At 61.5% G+C, this 18508-nt stretch carries 17 protein-coding genes and 2 pseudogenes; 16 read left to right on the top strand and 3 right to left on the bottom strand.

Annotated features, from left to right (window positions below; genetic code table 11):
- Nucleotides 1-315 precede the first annotated feature (315 nt).
- Together C0Z16_RS17780 and C0Z16_RS17775 are read left to right on the top strand one after the other, a co-directional pair.
- Nucleotides 316-585, top strand: coding sequence for a MoaD/ThiS family protein (locus C0Z16_RS17780; protein ID WP_102633414.1), 270 nt, complete (start codon nt 316-318; stop codon nt 583-585).
- 80 nt (nt 586-665) lie between these two features.
- A complete protein-coding gene (locus tag C0Z16_RS17775; RefSeq protein WP_102633413.1) occupies nt 666-1832 on the top strand; it encodes a WD40/YVTN/BNR-like repeat-containing protein in 1167 nt (388 codons plus the stop codon).
- 252 nt (nt 1833-2084) lie between these two features.
- Here the strand turns inward: C0Z16_RS17775 and C0Z16_RS37430 are convergent.
- A pseudogene (locus C0Z16_RS37430) lies at nt 2085-2261 on the bottom strand (IS5/IS1182 family transposase); the annotation flags it as partial.
- A 311-nt stretch (nt 2262-2572) separates the two neighbouring features.
- On the opposite strand from C0Z16_RS37430, the gene C0Z16_RS17765 reads away from it, so the two are divergent.
- Complete coding sequence (locus tag C0Z16_RS17765) at nt 2573-3031, top strand: YybH family protein (protein WP_102633411.1); 459 nt, start codon at nt 2573-2575, stop codon at nt 3029-3031.
- A gap of 1059 nt (nt 3032-4090) precedes the next feature.
- Here the strand turns inward: C0Z16_RS17765 and C0Z16_RS37780 are convergent.
- Nucleotides 4091-4342 carry a hypothetical protein gene (locus tag C0Z16_RS37780; protein ID WP_158244497.1) on the bottom strand — a complete coding sequence of 84 codons (252 nt, stop codon included), beginning with the start codon at nt 4340-4342 and terminating at the stop codon, nt 4091-4093.
- Between the two features lie 223 nt (nt 4343-4565).
- Between C0Z16_RS37780 and C0Z16_RS17760 the strand changes: the two genes are divergently transcribed.
- The 3 genes and pseudogenes from C0Z16_RS17760 to C0Z16_RS38755 all read left to right on the top strand — a co-directional run bounded on the left by C0Z16_RS17760 (nt 4566) and on the right by C0Z16_RS38755 (nt 6437).
- Entirely contained in the window at nt 4566-5369 is an 804-nt protein-coding gene (locus C0Z16_RS17760) for a transglutaminase-like domain-containing protein (protein ID WP_102633442.1), read from the top strand.
- Nucleotides 5370-5433: 64 nt separating this feature from the next.
- Nucleotides 5434-5538, top strand: a pseudogene (locus tag C0Z16_RS38760) (aliphatic nitrilase); the annotation flags it as partial.
- A 320-nt stretch (nt 5539-5858) separates the two neighbouring features.
- Nucleotides 5859-6437 (top strand): carbonic anhydrase, encoded by a 579-nt coding sequence (locus C0Z16_RS38755; protein ID WP_244201263.1) that lies wholly within the window; start codon nt 5859-5861, stop codon nt 6435-6437.
- A 181-nt stretch (nt 6438-6618) separates the two neighbouring features.
- Here C0Z16_RS38755 and C0Z16_RS17740 read toward each other — a convergent pair whose 3' ends face one another.
- Nucleotides 6619-7383: a glycosyltransferase family 2 protein gene (locus C0Z16_RS17740; protein ID WP_102633441.1), complete on the bottom strand. Its 765-nt coding sequence runs from the start codon at nt 7381-7383 to the stop codon at nt 6619-6621.
- Between the two features lie 211 nt (nt 7384-7594).
- Here C0Z16_RS17740 and C0Z16_RS17735 point away from each other — a divergent pair, with 211 nt between their 5' ends.
- The 10 genes from C0Z16_RS17735 (at nt 7595) to C0Z16_RS17690 (ending at nt 18393) form a co-directional block, all read left to right on the top strand.
- Nucleotides 7595-7900, top strand: coding sequence for an NIPSNAP family protein (locus C0Z16_RS17735; RefSeq protein ID WP_102633410.1), 306 nt, complete (start codon nt 7595-7597; stop codon nt 7898-7900).
- A 413-nt stretch (nt 7901-8313) separates the two neighbouring features.
- The gene (locus C0Z16_RS17730; RefSeq protein WP_102633409.1) at nt 8314-9075 is read left to right on the top strand and encodes an enoyl-CoA hydratase/isomerase family protein; all 762 of its coding nucleotides are present in this window, start codon (nt 8314-8316) and stop codon (nt 9073-9075) included.
- A 65-nt stretch (nt 9076-9140) separates the two neighbouring features.
- Entirely contained in the window at nt 9141-10202 is a 1062-nt protein-coding gene (locus C0Z16_RS17725) for an ABC transporter substrate-binding protein (RefSeq protein WP_102633408.1), read from the top strand.
- Between the two features lie 10 nt (nt 10203-10212).
- Nucleotides 10213-11301: an ABC transporter ATP-binding protein gene (locus C0Z16_RS17720; protein WP_102633407.1), complete on the top strand. Its 1089-nt coding sequence runs from the start codon at nt 10213-10215 to the stop codon at nt 11299-11301.
- Nucleotides 11302-11312: 11 nt separating this feature from the next.
- A complete protein-coding gene (locus C0Z16_RS17715) occupies nt 11313-13094 on the top strand; it encodes an ABC transporter permease subunit (RefSeq protein ID WP_102633406.1) in 1782 nt (593 codons plus the stop codon).
- A 26-nt stretch (nt 13095-13120) separates the two neighbouring features.
- Nucleotides 13121-14662: an AMP-binding protein gene (locus tag C0Z16_RS17710; RefSeq protein ID WP_102633405.1), complete on the top strand. Its 1542-nt coding sequence runs from the start codon at nt 13121-13123 to the stop codon at nt 14660-14662.
- Between the two features lie 71 nt (nt 14663-14733).
- Nucleotides 14734-15573 carry an IclR family transcriptional regulator gene (locus C0Z16_RS17705; protein ID WP_102633404.1) on the top strand — a complete coding sequence of 280 codons (840 nt, stop codon included), beginning with the start codon at nt 14734-14736 and terminating at the stop codon, nt 15571-15573.
- Between the two features lie 116 nt (nt 15574-15689).
- Nucleotides 15690-15953, top strand: a complete 264-nt coding sequence (locus tag C0Z16_RS17700) for a hypothetical protein (protein ID WP_102633403.1) — start codon at nt 15690-15692, stop codon at nt 15951-15953.
- Between the two features lie 476 nt (nt 15954-16429).
- Nucleotides 16430-16735 carry a DUF485 domain-containing protein gene (locus C0Z16_RS17695; protein ID WP_102633402.1) on the top strand — a complete coding sequence of 102 codons (306 nt, stop codon included), beginning with the start codon at nt 16430-16432 and terminating at the stop codon, nt 16733-16735.
- A complete protein-coding gene (locus C0Z16_RS17690; RefSeq protein WP_102633401.1) occupies nt 16732-18393 on the top strand; it encodes a cation acetate symporter in 1662 nt (553 codons plus the stop codon). The genes C0Z16_RS17695 and C0Z16_RS17690 overlap by 4 nt, the downstream gene beginning before the upstream one ends.
- Nucleotides 18394-18508 lie beyond the last annotated feature (115 nt).

Genomic DNA, 18508 nt, shown 5'->3' with positions numbered 1-18508 from the left:
GTGTGCATGCGTCTGCATCGCGAACAGGCCTTTTTTCTGGCCTCTTTTCGTCGATTTGCCGATCGCAACCGGCGTCTCTTTTATGCCACCGCTGAAGAGCAGCGCCGCGCTGTACACCTCTCGACGCGTCATTCTGTTCCGGACTGAGACCAACATCGGGGCGGGCTCCTCGTCGATATATGAACGGCGGTGAAGCATGCCGCTTCGCAACCTGCGGCGACCAGGTGCCTGACGTGCGGTGCCCCGACATGCGCCGACGGATCGCCTAAACTTTAGAACCAACGGTCGTCGCCCTTCGCGCGCCGCTACTTCGCTATGGTGCATATCTTCTTCGCTGCTTCCATCCAGCGGCATATTGCAACGCCCGAGCGCGAGATCGAGGCGCGCACGCTTGGGGACGCATTTGAGGCCGTCTTCGCCGCGCAGCCTCGACTTCGCGGCTACATCCTTGATGACCAGGGTTCATTGCGGCAGCATCTCGCCGTGTTTGTTGACGGCCGGCGGGTGCGCGACCGACAACATCTAGCCGAGCCCCTTGGCGAGGAAAGCCGGATATACGTCGTACAGGCGCTGTCGGGCGGATAAAAGCTTGCATTCGTCCAGACTTTTAAATTGCACCTGGCCAGCACTGAAGTCCTTACTCCAGTCGACAGGAGACCCGCAACATGAGCGATCGATTGCTTGTCGCAACCCGAAAGGGGCTGTTCGTTTTGCAAGCCGGTGGCGACGGCGGCTGGACGCTTGGTGAGCCGTATTTCGTCGGCGAGCCTGTGAGCATGGTCCTGCCGGATGCCCGCGACGGATCGCTGTATGCCGCGCTTAATCTCGGGCACTTCGGCGTGAAGCTGCATCGCCGGCGCGCGGGGGCGACGGACTGGGAAGAGTGCGCAGTGCCCGTCTATCCGCCACAGCCTGCCGACGAGACGCGCACCGGTCACGGCGCGAACGCGAGCGTGACCGGGGAAGCGGATGCCCGGGTGGACAATGCCGCCGCGCCCGGCCCGCTGATCCCTGCCTGGACGCTACAGCAAATCTGGTCGCTCGAAACCGGCGGTCTGGACGAGCCGGGCGTTCTATGGGCCGGCACAATTCCGGGCGGGCTTTTCCGCTCCGACAATGGCGGTGACACATGGGTGCTCAACCGCGCGCTGTGGGATCGCCCGGAGCGGTCCGAATGGTTCGGAGGGGGATATGACGCGCCAGGCATCCATTCCGTGATGGTCGATCCGCGAGACAGCCGGCACCTGACGATTGGCGTGTCGTGCGGCGGCGTCTGGCAAACCGATGACGGCGGCGCCATGTGGCGCGTCAGTGCTGAGGGCATGGAGGCCGACTACATGCCGCCGGAGCGGCGCGGCGATGCCAACGTGCAAGACCCGCACCGCGTTGTGCAATGCCCAGCGAGCCCGGATGCGTTGTGGACGCAGCATCATTGCGCGATCTTCCGCTCGACCGATGGTGCGGCGCATTGGCAGCGCATCGAAGCGCAACCATCGAGCTTCGGCTTCGCGGTTGCCGTGCATCCGCGGGAGCCGGACACTGCGTGGTTTGTGCCCGCCGTGAAAGACCAGTGCCGCATCCCGGTGGACGGCCAGCTCGTCGTCACGCGCACACGCGACGGTGGCCGCACATTTGAGCGTTTCTCTAACGGGTTGCCGCCCGCACCGGCGTACGACCTCGTGTATCGGCATGCGCTTGCGGTGGATGAGTCGGGCATGCGCCTCGCGATGGGGTCTACTACTGGCGCGCTATGGACGTCCGACGACGGAGGCGAAAACTGGCAATTGGTGTCAGCGCATTTGCCGCCTGTTTACTGTGTTCGGTTTTCATGAGGCCGAGGCGCCGGGTAAGGCGGCTGGTACATAAGCCTCTCGACAATGCCGTTTTGACAGGGCAGATACTCGCGTGACAATAGATTTTTTGCGCCGTTCTACCGTTAAATACCCAAAGCACGCAGGCAGTAACCGACGAGCCGAACTCAAGTATCCGGCAACGTATGGGACATGAAAAGCGCGATGTTCTTTCGCATGCGCCGATGTGCGTTGAATCTGCAAGTCATGCGGCGCATTCGGCATAGTCCGCTGCTCTCTCTCCTGTGATTTGCTGGAGATATAAATCTTGAGCAGTACTGCGGGATGGTAAGAAGGCCGTCCGGTGCTCGCAGCATTGGTCTCTTCGAACCCGAGCGATGCAAGGTCCAGTTCCTCGACGAACGCGTCGATAATCCGCACAGTGTTGTCTTCACCAATACAGTCATCGAGACGACGTCATTGGCAGCTCAATGCTAGCAATTATCCGATTGATACCATGACACGCCCCTATGCTTCGTAAGCGCTCGGCAATGTCACCTCGAATTCTCGATAGATTCAGAGCGAAGAATAACATCGTTGGAACGGAGCGCCGCCGCGTCTCCGATCGGCCATACCACACCCTAGCTCACCTTGTTTTAAATTTATCGGGTGGCCGCTGCGGACTTTCTCACTATCCAGCGCGCGGCTAATCCGGCAGCGTGCTCGGGCTGCGACACGCCGACGTCCGTATGCTGCAGCCGTCTAATCTTTGGAGGTCGGGAATGGGCAAGCATGCACAACATGTCATCGTCGGACTGGTGGCGATCGTCCTGTCATCTTCTGCATTAGCACAGGCAGCCGACGCACGCGCTATTGTAGAGCGCATTAACTCTGCCTGGAATCAAGCGTTCAACACCCATAACGCTCAGGCTCTCGCTGCGCTATACGAGGAGACGGCCAAGGTTTCACCCGGCAACGGGAAAACGGTTGAAGGTCGCTCCGAGATAGAGGCGCTTTTCAAGGGTGCGTTGGAGAATGGATTTCACGATCATTCGATCGAAGTCATCGACGCCAGACGCAATGGAAATATGGCGTACGAATTAGCGACGTGGCATGCGGCCGGGCCGGAAAAGGACGGAAAGAGTCCGCAGTTCACTGGCGTTCTCGTCAACGTGTTCCATAAGGATGCCGATGGACGGTGGCGCTCTATATCGCACATCTGGAATACCGCACCACAATAAAGCATTAGCAACCGCTATGTGCTGACACTCGACGGTAAGCGCCCGACCACTTGCTAGTGAGGTGGCCGAGCAGCAACTGGACTGCTTGAACGTTTTTCGTACGGCGGTGGGCCAGATTTCCTCAAGCTTCAGCGCCGACTTTTGTCGGGTAGCTTGTCTTTGTTCCGCGGCACGCGCGGCGCACCGCTGCTGATAGTTGCTTCCATGAACGTTCGGGTTGATCCAGCAAATCATTGCAGTTCGCGCTACCGTCATTCAGCGTCGCGGGAGGGTTTTGTCGGTAAAATCGGTGCGACACACGAGTTCATTGGTCGATGCCTGGACGCCGACAGACCGTCGTAGACAGATGGGCCGTACCAGGAGAATTTTTTGGCGCGATTCGGCTTCCATAATGTAAGCGAGAGCAGGGCGTGTGACGGTACCCTTTACGGTATCATGTGCGCACGGATCGTCCCCACCGTCCGCCGGCCTTGGCCCCAAGGCCCCGATTTAGAATCGAGTGGGAGTGAGCTCACTGCTCCAGTTCGTTCCGGGAGCCCGGTATTTTTATGTTTTTGCGTTAAAAGCATGAAGCTCCTGTCCGGCGTGGGTCTGCTGTGATCTGGATAATGCCAGACGGGAATGTCGGTATCGTCGACGGTATCGAAATTTCCGCCCTGGCGACACTAAAGCCGCACGAGGCAACCGGGTTCGGTTCTGCAGTGTCTGCAGCTTGGTGGAGGCCGCGCTGCTGCGTGATCAGGCGCAAGGGCGTTCGAATCCTGCGGCTTATCCCCGCAGCGCCATCGCCATCTTCACGCCAATGGTGATCAGGGCCAGAAAGCACACTTGACCTCTGCGACGCGCCGCATAACGACACAAAGCAAGAGCGGCCATCCAGGCGGCGGCCAACCGCATGGAGGGAGCTTGCCCGCCAGCAAACTCCTGTGTCCATTCACGCTCCAGGCGCGGTTTATAGAGGGATTCAAATACATCGCGACAGCAATTAAAAATACGCCCAGAATGTTCGGAGAGCGGCCTTTCCGTGGCCGCCAAAACGGGGAGTGAAATGGCAAAAGGTCAACTGCGTAGTAATCGAGAGGCAAAGAAGCCTAAACAACCCAAAAAGTTGCCATCGCCCGGAACGGATTTGTTCAAGACGCCTACCTCGAAGGCTTCCGCGCCGAGCAGCGTGGCGAAGAAAAAGTAACCGACACGCGCATGTGACGAGCGATCGTCTCGCTCCACCTGCGCGCACTTTTCGACAAGGTGTATAGCGGCCCGCGAGAAACAGCGTCGCCGGGATTCGCGCTGCACCTTGTTGCCTTTCATTGCGGTCGTTTTCAGCGTGTCCGAGTCGTTACCCGTTGCCGCTCCAGTTTGTTGTGTCGCGGTGGGTTGTCCATTGAGGGGCTACATCGATCAGAAGCTGCCGCTTTGGAGCATAGGGCACGGTGCGATGCATTCGTTCCGCAGTCTTCTAGTCGACGTGAGCGTACCGAAGGGCCTTGAGTGCCAGCGCGTCACGCGCTTTATCAATGGAAGGGATGATCAGATGAAACTTCGCGTGGGCTATGAACTGATTTATGAGTGCGCACAGCCGACACCGATGATGTTGATGCTGAACACGCATTTTTCCCGCGCTCAAGATGTACTATCCGCCGATCTGCTGGCGGTCGATCCCCCGGTGGTGATCACGCAGTATCGCGATAGCTTCGGCAATCTGTGTAGCCGCCTGGTCGCGCCGCAGGGGCTCATTTCGCTTTCCACAAGCGCGCTGCTCAACGTTTCCGATCAACCGGAGACGCGCGAGCCGTTCGACTATCAGCATGCCGTCGAAACGCTGCCGGACGAATGTCTGGCGTTTCTGCTCGGCAGCCGCTATTGCGAAACTGATCTGCTCTCCGACATTGCATGGAAACTGTTTTCCAATACGCCAGCGGGCGGCGCCCGGGTGCAGGCGATTTGCGACTACGTGCATCGCCATATCACGTTTGGATACGAATTTGCACGACCGACCAAGACCGCATTTCAGGCGTGGCAGGAACGCAAGGGCGTGTGCCGCGATTTCGCTCATCTGGCCGTGGCGCTGTGCCGCGCGATGAATATTCCGGCGCGTTACTGCACCGGCTACATCAGCGATGTGGGTGTGCCGCCGCCGTGGAGCGCGATGGACTTCGCGGCCTGGTTCGAAGCCTATGTCGGCAGCTCATGGCAGACCTTCGATCCGCGCAACAACGTGCCGCGTATCGGTCGGGTGCTGATGGCACGCGGCCGCGATGCCGCTGACGTTGCGATCAGCAACACCTTCGGTCCCACCAAGCTCATCAAATTCGAGGTCCACTGCGCGCCGGAGTGACGGACACCCGCGACAAGCGAACAGATTTCACCCGCCAGCAACCGGTTCGCGCCGGGCGTTCCTGCGCGGCGACGGCTCGGGCTTGCGCGCCATCGATACCGCCGTGCGCCAGGTAGGTCAGCTCGCGTGCTGGGAGCACTACAACCCGCTTGCGCGTCATGCGTTGATGGTGTGCGCCTCCAGAAATGTGATACGCCCGACGCATGGAATTGAACCGGGCAACTTCGCTCTCATACGCAGGAGTAGAGAACATGGACTTCAATGACGTCATGCTGGAGCGCAACGCCGATTTCCGAGACGCTCGCAGTGTTGAGCGTCGACGCGAAAGCAGCGGGGCGCCCTGATGGTGCGCGCAATCTCGTCCTGCTCCAGCACACGGACTGCGGGATCATCGGTTGCCACCAGCATGCACCTGCGTTGCTCGCCAGGTGTATGGGTGTCGAGACGGCTGCACGCGATGATCTTGCGATTACGGAGCCCTAAAAGGCGGTGGCCCTCGATGTCGCAGCGCTTAGGGCAAACAGCGAGCTGCCCGATGGGCTGATCGTGTCGGGACTGGTCTACGATGTTAAAACCGGCCGGATAGAGACCGTCGTCCCCCGGCACCCTTGCGGCCGTCCGCGTGAGACAGATAGCACCCGCACGAAACATGAGAGTTCATTAAGCTATTCGTGTGGACTGGCGTCGACCTCAGTTTTTTTGCTCTCGCTTCTCTGTGCCCGTTTGCCCGACGTCGGGACTGCGCAGGCTTCGAGCGCAACGACCGCCCGTTTCGCGAGTTCGACGGTTTCGTCGCATGCCGCGACGTCTCGAAGCATATTGCAACGAGCGCCCCAAGCGAGCTTCGACAATACCGAGCGCAACCTGTTGAGCGCTGCTTCCGGCGAACCATTGTCCGAAATGAGCGAGGCCATGTCGAAGGCGCTGCCCGCCGGCGTTGTTATCACTTTGGGGCAAGCCGGCACGGCGCCGACGCTCGACACGCAGAGCGTCAATGCGAAGCCAACGGTCGCCGCACGCAAGCCGCTGGGAACATTGAAATCCGTATTTAACAATACGATCATATGAACTCCCGATCGGCAGGCTGCCGTGCAATTGATCGCCGCAGCGGCGTTTGGCAATCTTGCGCGGCCGCTTCAGCTTGACGGTGCAATAACCGCACCTCTTCCCAAGACGAAGCGCGATGTGCTGCATTGCATGACACCGCTCAGTATGGGCGGGGTTTTCACTTCGCTCGCGATGGTGTCCATCAATCGCGATACCTCAAAACAAGCGCTTCGCGGTACTTGCGGCGCGTGTAAGCCGAAGCGTAAAACGCCAACATCAAGCCGACACGACCATCGCGGATATTGCCCTTACGGATATACCACTTCAAAAATGCGCCTAGTGGACTGAGCCATCCCTTGAGCCGGAGCACGGCAACGGACTCTGTTCGATGCGCCAGATCGGTCGCCGCGAGGTCCGTGTATAGATCGAGCTTGTGCATCAACTCTGTTTTCGTTTCAAACGTATGGTGGATCAACGGCGATTCGATACGCCCGCCGCTCGTATGGCCCATCAAAGTCTCATGAACGGTATGGCCGCTGTAATGCAGAGTGTCGCGTCGATAAATGCGGATCGGGTAGTCAGGACACGAGACGGGCATCAGCGCGTGGACGAGTCTGCCCATGACGACCCATTCCCTCCGGACGGCATACGCGTCGTGAACGAAGCCGGCGTCTTTTAGCGCGGCGATCTCGTCGATCAACGCGTCGCTCGCTATCTCATCGCTGTCGAAGAACATCACCGTCTCGTGCATGCACAGACTGTTTGCAAATTGTCGTTGCGCGCGGAAGTTGTCGAATGTTCTATGCGCTATTCTTGCGCCGTGTTTTGCGGCAATGGCGAGCGTCGCATCGCTGCTGCCGCTGTCGACGATCAACAGATCATCGGCGGCCCGCTTTGCGGCCGATAGAACTTTCTCCAGATGGCGTTCACTGTTGTAGGTGAGGATATAGACGGATAGTGGAGTCAATTGAAAACCTGAGGGCAGTCTGTCGGACCATGGGGCTCTGCCGTCCGCCTGCCGATGCTCGTCTCCCGAGCAATAGTCGCAGCATGGCATCGAGCGCGAGCGCTGTTTCATCGCGCAGCCTGCGTATAGCAAGGCGTGTACCGCATCTCCAGCGTTGACTAGCTTGCGGTGGGTAAGTAGCCTTACGCCATTTTAATGGAGAGAGTCCGCAATGATCACCTGCTACCTACGCTACGTGCTGGATGCATCGAAACTCAAGGAGTTTGAAATCTACGGGAAGATGTGGATTCCGCTCGTTGAGAAGTTCGGCGGTAAACATCACGGATATTTCCTGCCGGACGAGGGAGCCAACAACATCGCGTTGGCGCTGTTCTCGTTCCCGAGCCTGGCAGAATATGAAGCGTATCGGACGCGCTCGAAAACCGACGCGGAATGTAGCGCGGCTTTCAGATATGCGGAGGAAACGCGATGCATCATTAGTTATGAGCGCAGTTTCTTCAGGCCGGTTTTCAGCTAGCGTATTGATCGTGACACTTGTAAGCGGCAGGGCGAAATGCAGCGTCGCCCCGGCGACCCGGACGCCGCTCAGCGCGCTCAGTCAGGCGACGTGAAGCCCGTCGCAGCAAAGCGCGTTTCGCCAGATCGACGATTGACACGCGAGCGCTAGCTAGCTCGCTCGCCAGTGTGCTTTTCAGCACGACGTTGAAGCGCTGCCGTTTCATCCGCGGCAGCGTGCCCCCTTAAGCGCGGCTGAATCCACCTCCGCACCTGCAGGTTCCCCGCTCCCTCGATTCGTCAGAACACACGGCTTCTCGCCCGCGTGTACGGGGCAGCTTCGGCCCCGTTTGCTCCCCGCGTAAACCCGCTTGCACCAGGTTTTTGATGGGTCTATATTGCTATACACCATCAACTATTGCGATGCGATAACTCATGAACAATGACGTGCTGTTCTCCAACCACGGCCGCGTCGCGGTCATTACCCTCAACCGTCCCGAGAGTCTGAACGCGTGGACCACGCCGATGCGTGAGACGATCATCGAGGCGTTGGAGCGTTTCAACACTGACGACAACGTGGCCGCGATCATCATGACCGGCGCTGGCAATCGGGCGTTCTCGGCGGGCCAGGACCTGTCGGAAGCGCATGATTTCGATGGCGAGCGCGCGGTCGCGTGGGTCAAGGAATGGCAGCGCTACTACACCGTGCTGCGCAGCCTCAAGAAGCCGCTCGTGATGGCGCTGAACGGCACCGCCGCAGGTTCGGCTTTCCAGGTGGCCCTGCTCGGCGATATCCGCGTGGGCCATCCGGGCGTACGCATGGGGCAGCCGGAAATCAACGCAGGCATCGCCAGCACGACTGGCCCGTGGATCATGAATGCGATGCTCGGCATGTCGCGCACCATCGAGCTCACGCTTACGGGCCGTCTGATGGACGCTGACGAATGTCATCGCATCGGCCTCATTCATCACCTCGTGCCCGAAGAGAAGGTGTTTGAAAAAGCGCTGGAAATCGCCACCGAACTCGCCGCCAAGCCACCCGTCGCGATGCGTCTGGACAAGCAGCGTTTTCGCGAAATGACCGAGCCGGGTTTCGTCGACTGCATCGAAGCGGGCGTGCGCATTCAGCGCGAAGCGTACGACTCGGGGGAGCCGGCGCGCATGATGGAAGAGTTCTTCCGCAAGCGCGGCAAGTAGCCGGTCGTCAGTCGAAGCCAAGTCGAGCCGTTTCATTCTCAAACCTGCTGCGGGAGACCTGAACAATGACGCAAGACTTCAACGCGGCGCGCCGCCGCATCCTTCACGGCGCGGGCGCGCTTGCCTTGGCGGGCGCCATGCCGCTCGCCGCGCGTGCGCAATCGAAGCAGATCGTGGTGTCGGACCCGGGCGGTCCTTATACGACCGCGTATCGCGAAGCGTTCTACGATCCGTTCGAAAAAGCCACGGGCATCAAGGTCGTGAGCGTCGCGCGCGAATCGCAGCCGGTCGCGCAATTCGCGGCAATGGTGCAGACGAAGAACTATGTGTGGGACGTCACCACGCTCACGCTGTCCGCTGACATTCCGTACCTCGAATCGAAAGGCCTGCTCGAGCCCATCGGGCTGAAGGCGAGCGACTATCCGGACATCATGGCGGAGGCGATTACGCCGAACTGGCTGGGCGTCGATGTGTACTCGACCGTGCTTGCCTATCGCGCGGATAAGTTCAAGGACAGCGGCCCCAAATCGTGGGCCGACTTCTGGGATGTAAAGCGCTTTCCGGGCCGCCGCTGCCTGCGGCGCAGCCCGCTCGACACGCTCGAACAGGCGCTGCTCGCCGACGGCGTGCCGCTCGACAAGCTCTATCCGCTCGACGTGGATCGCGCATTCAAAAGCCTCGACAAGATCAAGCCGCATGTGAACATCTGGTGGACCTCGGGCGCGCAAGCCATGCAGGCGATCCAGAGCGGCGACGTCGACATGATCTCGACGTGGAACGGCCGTGCGCAAGCCGCGAAGGATGGCGGTGCGCCGGTGAGCATCGTGTGGAATCAGGGGCTGTACTCGATCGAAGGCTGGGGCATTCCGAAGGGCACGCCGCGCGCGGATGCCGCAAAGCAGTTCGTGCGCTTCTGCGCCGACGCGAAGCGCCAGGCGCTGCTCACGCGCACGCTCGCGTATGGCCCGACCAACAAGAAGGCCTTCGAGACGATTTCGAAAGAGCGCGCGACGCTTCTGCCCACGGCACCGGACAACATCCGCGACATGCGCCTGCCGAGCCCGCAATGGTGGGAAGCGAACCGGCAGAAGGTCACTGAGCGGTTCAATTCGTGGGTTATTTCCTGAGGGCGGCGCGATGAGCTCGAAACTTGAGGCGATTGGCATTGCAAAGCGCTACGGCGACGCGGTCGCGCTGGAAGCGACGGACCTCGTCGTGCAAGCTGGCGAATTCCTGACGCTGCTCGGTCCCTCGGGTTCGGGCAAGACCACGCTGTTGCAGATGATCTCGGGTCTCGTCGCGCCGAGCGCGGGGCGCATCGAGATCGACGGACGCGACGTGACGCATGTCGAGCCGGGCAAGCGCGGCATCGGCATGGTGTTTCAGAGCTATGCGCTGTTTCCGCACATGAGCGTGTGGGACAACGTCGCGTACGGTTTGCGCATGCGCCGCAAGTCGCGCGATGAAGTGCGCGCGGCCGTCGACGACGCGCTTTCGATGGTGCGCATGACCGAATACGCGAAGCGCTTTCCGAAGGAGTTGTCGGGCGGCCAGCAGCAGCGTATCGCGCTCGCGCGCTGCTTTGCATACCGGCCCTCGGTGATTCTGCTCGACGAACCGCTCGGCGCACTCGACAAGAAATTGCGCGAGCATATGCAGTCCGAGATTCGGCGTCTGCATAAGGAACTCGGCGCGACCTTCGTGTACGTGACGCACGATCAGGACGAAGCGCTCACGCTGTCCGACCGCATCTGCCTGATGAACCAGGCGCGCATCGAGCAGGTGGGCACGCCCGCCGATCTCTACGACCGTCCCGCGACGCGCTTCGCGGCGGGCTTCATCGGTCATTCGAATCTGCTCGAAGGCGCGCTCGACGACGCACGCGGCACAAGCGGCGAACCGATTCTGCTTGCGGCGGGCGGCCGTATTCCGTTGCCGATCAACGCGATTGGCGCATCGCTCGCAGGTGGCGCGTCGGTCGCGCCCGGCGCGCGCCATACGCTGCTGGTGCGTCCCGAAGCGCCGCGCCTCGTCGAGCCTGAGCGCGGCTTTGTCGACGGCACGATTGCGGACGTCGTGTTCTTCGGCAGCGACACGCGCGTGCAACTCGCGATGAACGACGGCAGCGAACTCACGGTGCGTTGCGAACGCAGTCTGTCGCCACGCATCGGCGACAAGGTGGGCCTCGTGTGGGACCCGTATCGCACGACGCTTCTGCACGTCTGAAAGGGACCACGATGACCATCGCTCTCCACGCGCACCGCGAAAACGAAGCCTCGCGGCGCGGCCGGTCCGTCTGGCTTGCGCGCTGCATGCGCTTCCTGCCGATCGTCCCGACGCTTCTGTTCCTGCTCGTGTTCTTCATCGTGCCGGTCGGCGAGATTCTGCAGGGCGGACTCGTCAGCGCCGAAGGGCAGATCGGCTTCGCGCAGTTCGAGCGCATCGCGCGCACGCCGGTCTACGCGAAGGTGCTGTGGATCACCTTCGGCATTTCGTTCTTGACCGCGGCGCTGTCCATCCTGCTCGGCTATCCCGTCGCGTACATGTTGAGCCGCCTGTCGGAGCGCGCCCGCGAACGCTGGCTGCTATGGATCATGCTGCCGTTTTGGACCAGCTATCTCGTGAAGACCTACGCGTGGATGCTGCTGCTCTCGAAGACCGGCGTGCTGTCGACCATCGCGCTGTCGCTCGGCCTCGTGCGCGAAACCAGCGGCACCATTCCGTCGCTTACCGGCGTGCTGATCGGCATGGTGCATTCGATGCTGCCGCTCGCCGTGATGACCATGCTCCCCGTGATGCGCGGCATCGACGACCGACTGACGCAAGCCGCCGAAACGCTTGGCGCCGAACGCAGCACGAGTTTTTTCACGGTGTTTCTGCCGCTGTCCTCGCCGGGCGTGGCGGCGGCGGGGTTGCTCGTGTTCATCTCGAGCCTCGGCTTCTTTATCGTGCCGGCGCTGCTCGGCTCGCCGAAGGAAACGATGATCGCGCAACTCGTGATCTCGTCGGTGCTCGAACTCTTCGACATGCGCTTTGCCGGTGCGCTGTCGACCGTGCTGCTCGTCTGTTCGATCGTGATCTTCTTCGTGTACGACCGCATGGTGGGCCTCACGTCGCTCACGGGCGAAGTGGCGGAGCGTCAGCGCGGCTCACGCGCGCAAGGGTTCAAGCTCGCGCTTCTAATGACGGCGGGCCGCGTTTTCGCGCCCTTCGTGATGCGCCGCAAGACGCACGCCGGGGAGGGTGCACGCGCGGTGAGCCCGCTCGGTTTCTATACATGCGTGATCATGGTGGCGCTCGTCGTGCCGGTGCTTTCCGTGGTTCCCTATGCGTTCACGAAGAGCGACTACATCGCCTTTCCGCCGAAGCTCTTCAGCACCCGCTGGTTCGGCACGTTCATGGACTCGCCGGTGTGGCAAAGCGCAATCATCCGCTCGTTCGAAGTGGGACTCGGCACCGCGCTGCTGTCGCTGCTGCTCGGCTTCGGCGCGACGCTCGCAATGACCCGCATGCCGCGTCGCGCGAGCAAGCCCGTGTTCGCGTTGCTGGTGGCACCGCTCATCGTGCCGCGTATCGTGGTGGCGGTGGGCCTGCTGTATCTGTTCGGACGCTTCGGGCTCACGGGTACCAATCTCGGCCTCGTGATCGGCCATACGGTGCTCGCGATTCCCTATGTGGTGGTGACGCTCGCCGCGGGCTTCCAGCGCTTCGACTGGCGTCTGGACGACGCCGCGCGCGTGATGGGCGCGTCGCCCTTGCGGCGCATCACATCGATCGTGTTGCCGCTTCTGATGGCAAGCGTGACCGCCGCGTTCCTGTTTGCGTTCCTCGTCTCCTTCGACGACCTGACTATCGCGATCTTCGTCTCCGGCGGCATCAACTCGACGCTGCCCAAGCAGATGTGGGACGACATCCAACTGGCTATCACGCCGACGCTCGCAGCCGTCTCGACGACGCTCGTCATTCTGATCGCGCTCGTCGTCGCGGTTTCTTCCTGGCTCAAGCGCAAGACGCGCTAAATCGCAGGCTCTCAATCGGTTCAAACATGCATCGTTATCCAGAATATTTTGCTCACCGGCACCCGAACGACGAACTCGACTGTGTGCCGCTGCTCGCGGCGGGATTGCGCCGCGAGCCCGCGCGCGCCGTCGTGCATTTCGAGGATCGCGCGATCACGTGCGAGGACGCCGCGCGGCACATCGCGCAGTTGCAGCGCTGGTTTGCCGAGCGGGGGCTCGTGCAGGGCGACCGCGTCGCCGTGATGCTCGGCAACAGTCCCGAGCACATCCATCTGATCTACGCGCTGCATCTGAGCGGTCTGGTGTGGGTGCCGGTCAACACGAAGCTGCGCGCGGCGGGCCTCGAATATCTGCTGCAACATGCGGAGCCGAAGCTGCTTGTTATCGACGACGAATTCGACGCGGTGACGGCGCAGCTCGACTGCGGCGCGGCCCGGCGCATGCGGCTGCCGGCGTTCGATGCGAGCGATACGAACGCAGAGTTCGCGACGCCCGAGATCGGCGTGCACGACCTGCTCTGCATCATCTACACATCAGGCACGACAGGCGCGCCGAAGGGCGTTGTCTTCACGCACCGGATGATGCGGATCGCGAGCGAGGCGGCGCTTCGGGTGGCGGACGTCCGTGCAGGCGACCGGCTATTTCTGTGGGAGCCGTTGTGTCATATCGGCGGCGCGCAAATGTTGTTATTGCCGTTCCTCGACAACGTGACGCTGCATGCGGTGCCGCGCTTTTCGGCATCGCAGTTCTGGGCGCAGATCGAGCGCGCGGGCGCGACGCAACTGCATTACCTCGGCGGCGTGCTCGATATCCTGATGCAATTGCCCGAGGACGCACAGCCTGCGGCGCACACGTTGCGCGTCGCGTGGGGCGCGGGCGTGAGCGCTTCGTCGTGGCAGCCGATTCAGACGCGGCTCAAGGTGTCGCTGCGCGAGTGCTACGGCATGACCGAAGGCTCGAGTTTCGCGGCCGCGAACATCACCGGCAAGCCCGGTTCGATCGGCCGCGCATTGCCGTGGATCGAGATCGAACTGCTCGATGAAAACGGCCTGCCCGTGAAGGAAGGCGAGGCGGGCGAGATCGTGCTGTCGAGCAAAGTGGAGGGTACGTTTTTACCGACGTATCTGAAGAATCCCGATGCGACGAGAGCCGCGTTGCGCAACGGCCGCCTTCATACTGGTGACCGCGCGCGCCGCGATGCGGACGGCGATCTGTTCTTCATCGGCCGGCAGACGGACAGCATGCGTGTGCGCGGCGAAAACGTGTCCGCCTGGGAGATCGAGCGCATTTTTTCGACGCATCCGGCGATACGCGCGAGCGCGGCGATTGGAGTGGCGTCGGACATCGGCGAGCAGGACATTTTGCTCAACGTCCAGTTCAGGGACGAGCCGGTTGAATGGGAAGCGCTGCACGCGTGGGCGCGCGAACGTCTCGCGAGTTTTCAGTTGCCGCGCTATTACCGCGCCGTGGCCGGATTCGAGCTGACGGCGAGCGAACGCGTCAGAAAACATCTGCTGCCGCGCAGTGTCGACGACGCATGGGATCGGCTCGCGAGTGTGAACGGATAGGTATCGTATATAGGTAACGTTTTAGGGCTATGCAATAATTCGTCGTTCAAATCCGGATAGACATTGACGTAATGAGCGACGAGCCCACAGCCCCGCGCAAGCGCAAGACTTCCCCAGCGAAACCGCCCGGAGCAGTCGACCCGACGGCGTCCTCGCTTTATGTGCAGTCCGTAGAGAAGGCGATGAAAGTGCTCACCGCGTTCGACGGCAGCAAGCGCCAGTTGTCGCTGTCGGAGATTTCGTCGTTCACGGGCTTCGACATGAGTGCGACGCAGCGTTTCACTTACACGCTCGCCGCGCTCGGCTATCTCTTCAAGGACCCGGACAGCCGCAAGTACGAACTGTCGCCGCGGCTGCTCGACTTCACGTACCACTACCTGACGTCGAACGATCTGGTGAGCCGCGCGACGCCGTATCTCCAGCAACTCGGCTCGGAGACGGAAGAGGCGACCAACCTCACCGTGCTCGACGATACCGACATCGTGTTCGTGCTGCGCATTGTGAGCCGCAACGTGTTCAATGCGCACGTCATTACCGGTTCGCGGCTGCCCGCCTATTGCACGGCGCCGGGCCTTGCGATTCTCGCGACGCTGCCCGATGGCGAGATCGACGACATTCTCTCGCGCACGAATCTCGTGTCTTATACGGCGTCCACTGTATACCAGCCGCGCAAGATCAAGGAGCGCATCGTACAGATCCGCAAGCAAGGCTACGCGCATACGGAAGACGAATATTTCGTGAGCGATATCTCGACGGCGGCCGCGATCACGAACGCGCATGGGCGTGGCATCGGCGCGGTCAACATTGCCGTGGCGCGCTCGCGCTGGCAGGCCGACCGCGATGAAAAGCGCTTTGCCGACCTTGTCATTTCGACCGCATCGGCCATTTCCACGCGGCGGCGCGTGGAATAACGACGCATGCCTATGGTGTTCGTTGCTCAATAGCGCTGCGCACCGTCGTTCGCTCGCGGCACGCGCCATGCTTGTCTACCCGAAAGCGGCAAGCGCCGTGAAACCGGGAGACAGTCATGAACACCTTGAAAGTTGCCGGCGTCGCGTTGGTACTTTGCATGAGCAGCGCGGCCTGCGCACAACAAAGCGGTAACGCGCCGGCGAACAGCGGCGCGCAAACCGGGAAGGAGGTCCAGCCTGGACAGGCCGGACGGACCGTGGACGAGCCGGCCGCGCTGGGCGCTCCGGGCAATAAGCCCGGAAGCCTGATGGACAAGCGCGCGAACGCGCTGTCGCCGGAGGGTGCGTCGTCGCCCCGAACGGGTGAGGTTAAGCAGTAGCGGCAATCGCGACGGCCATCGGCCGCGCGGATGGGCCGGCGCGCAACGGTGTGCGTCTGCGCCGCTTTCTATCCAAGGCATGCCGTCGCTGGTTCTTCGCTTCGGGAAGCGTGGCGGAAGCCGTGCGGCCGCGCGCGGGCCTCTTCATGCTTCGTTATCTTCAAGAGCCGCCGTTGGAGCGGTCCGCGCGAGCTTTCTCCTGATGGAATAGCGGTCACGCCCATCCGGCGTGGACGCGCATGCCTCGCGTAAACCCCGCCAAAAGAAATCGCCTCCCGTAAGAACCGGGTAAGCGGCTGCTTTTAACGTACGGTCGAGCGCATCAACAGAACGACGAATTCAAAGCGTCTGCGCGAGAGCATTGGCCCCGTTCCCAACGGGGATACCCCAGCGCACAGGAATTGCACATCGTTTCGGCCCTGCCGGAACGGGAGCATTTTGTCAGGCAGCGAAAGATACCCATGCAGGAGACGTAGATGGACCTGAAACTCGCAGAGAAAATCAAATCGAGCGCGGCATACCGCGAACTGGTGCGAAAGCGTTCGAGACTAGGCTGGACACTGACCGCTCTTGTGCTGGTCGTCTACTACGGCTACGTGCTGCTCATCGCGTTCGACAAGGACTTTCTTGCCGCGAAGACCGGCGCGGGCGTGATGACCTGGGGCATGCCGATCGGACTTTTCGTGATCGTATTTACTGTGCTCATCACCGGCTTTTACGTGCGTCGCGCGAACAGCGCTTACGACGAACTCACCGAACAGATCAAGCGGGAGGCCGCATGAAGGCCGGACGATTCATTGCCGTCGGCGCGCTATTCGCCGCTTCAGCCAGTTGCTTCGCTGCCGGCGCCGATCTCGGCCAGGCGGTCAAGCAGCCAACGAACTGGACCGCGATCAGCATGTTCGTCGCGTTCGTGATCGGGACGCTGTTCATCACCAAATGGGCGGCGCGCAGGACGCGATCCGCAGCCGACTTCTACACCGCTGGCGGCGGCATCACCGGCTTTCAGAACGGCCTCGCGATTGCGGGCGACTTCATGTCCGCCGCTTCGTTCCTCGGCATCTCGGCCGCTGTCTACACGAATGGGTACGACGGGCTCATCTATTCGATCGGCTTTCTGGTGGGCTGGCCGATCATCACGTTCCTGATGGCCGAACGACTGCGTAATCTCGGCCGCTTCACCTTCGCCGATGTGGCCGCTTACCGCTTCAAGCAAGCTCCGATACGCGCATTTGCGTCATCGGGCACGCTCGTCGTCGTGGCCTTCTACCTGATCGCGCAGATGGTGGGCGCGGGACAACTCATCAAGCTGCTGTTCGGGCTGGAGTACTGGATCGCGGTGGTGATCGTCGGCGCGCTGATGATGGTGTACGTGCTTTTCGGCGGCATGACCGCGACCACCTGGGTGCAGATCATCAAGGCGTGTCTGCTGCTCGCGGGTGCGTCGTTCATGGCGTTCATGGTGCTTTGGCAATTTCATTTCAGTCCCGAGGCACTGTTTGCCAAAGCCGTCGAGGTGCATGAGAAGAAGGCGTCGATCATGGGCCCGGGCAACTTCATCAAGGACCCGATTTCGGCGATCTCGTTTGGCATCGCGCTGATGTTCGGCACAGCGGGTCTGCCGCATATCCTGATGCGTTTCTTTACCGTGCCCAATGCGAAGGAAGCGCGCAAGTCGGTGTTCTGGGCGACCACGTGGATTGGCTACTTCTATATCCTCACCTTCATCATCGGCTTTGGCGCGATTGTGCTGGTGAGCACCAACCCCGTGTTCAAGGACGCTGCCGGCAAGCTGCTCGGCGGCAGCAACATGGCGGCCGTACATCTGGCGAGCGCCGTGGGCGGCAACGTCTTCCTCGGCTTTATTTCGGCCGTGGCGTTCGCGACGATTCTCGCTGTTGTGGCGGGCCTCACGCTCGCGGGCGCGTCGGCGGTGTCGCACGATCTGTATGCGACCGTGTTCAAGCATGGCAAGGCGTCGAGCGCGAGCGAACTGTTTGTCTCGCGCATCACGACTGTCGTGTTGGGGATCATTGCTGTTGTGCTCGGCATCGTGTTCGAGAAGCAGAACATCGCATTCATGGTCTCGCTCGCTTTCGCGGTGGCGGCCTCGGCCAACTTCCCGGTGCTGTTCATGTCCGTGTTGTGGCGCGGCTGCACGACGCGCGGTGCGGCCATTGGCGGCTTCCTCGGGCTGTTCTCCGCAGTGTTGCTGACGGTGCTCTCGAAGGCGGTATGGGTCGATGTGTTCCACTACGCTAGCGCACCGTTTCCGTATGCGTCGCCCGCGCTTTTCTCGATGACCATCGGCTTCGCCGGCATCTGGGTCTTCTCGCTGACGGACAAATCCGCTCGCGCGCGCATCGACCGAGCCGGGTTCGAGGCACAGTCCGTGCGCTCGGAAACGGGCATCGGCGCGGTGGAGGGCGCGAGCCATTGAGCGGCGTTGCGCATCTGAGGGCGGGCCCGCTGTCGTTCCCAGCGGGTCGTCCCCGCAGGTCGCCCCCAGCAGCCCTTGGCCGGTCCGCCAGAGTCGTCCTATGATGTTCTCATCG

This window comes from Paraburkholderia rhynchosiae (assembly GCF_002879865.1).
Classification (GTDB): Bacteria; Pseudomonadota; Gammaproteobacteria; order Burkholderiales; family Burkholderiaceae; genus Paraburkholderia; species Paraburkholderia rhynchosiae.
This window is presented reverse-complemented; position numbering and strand designations above follow the sequence as displayed.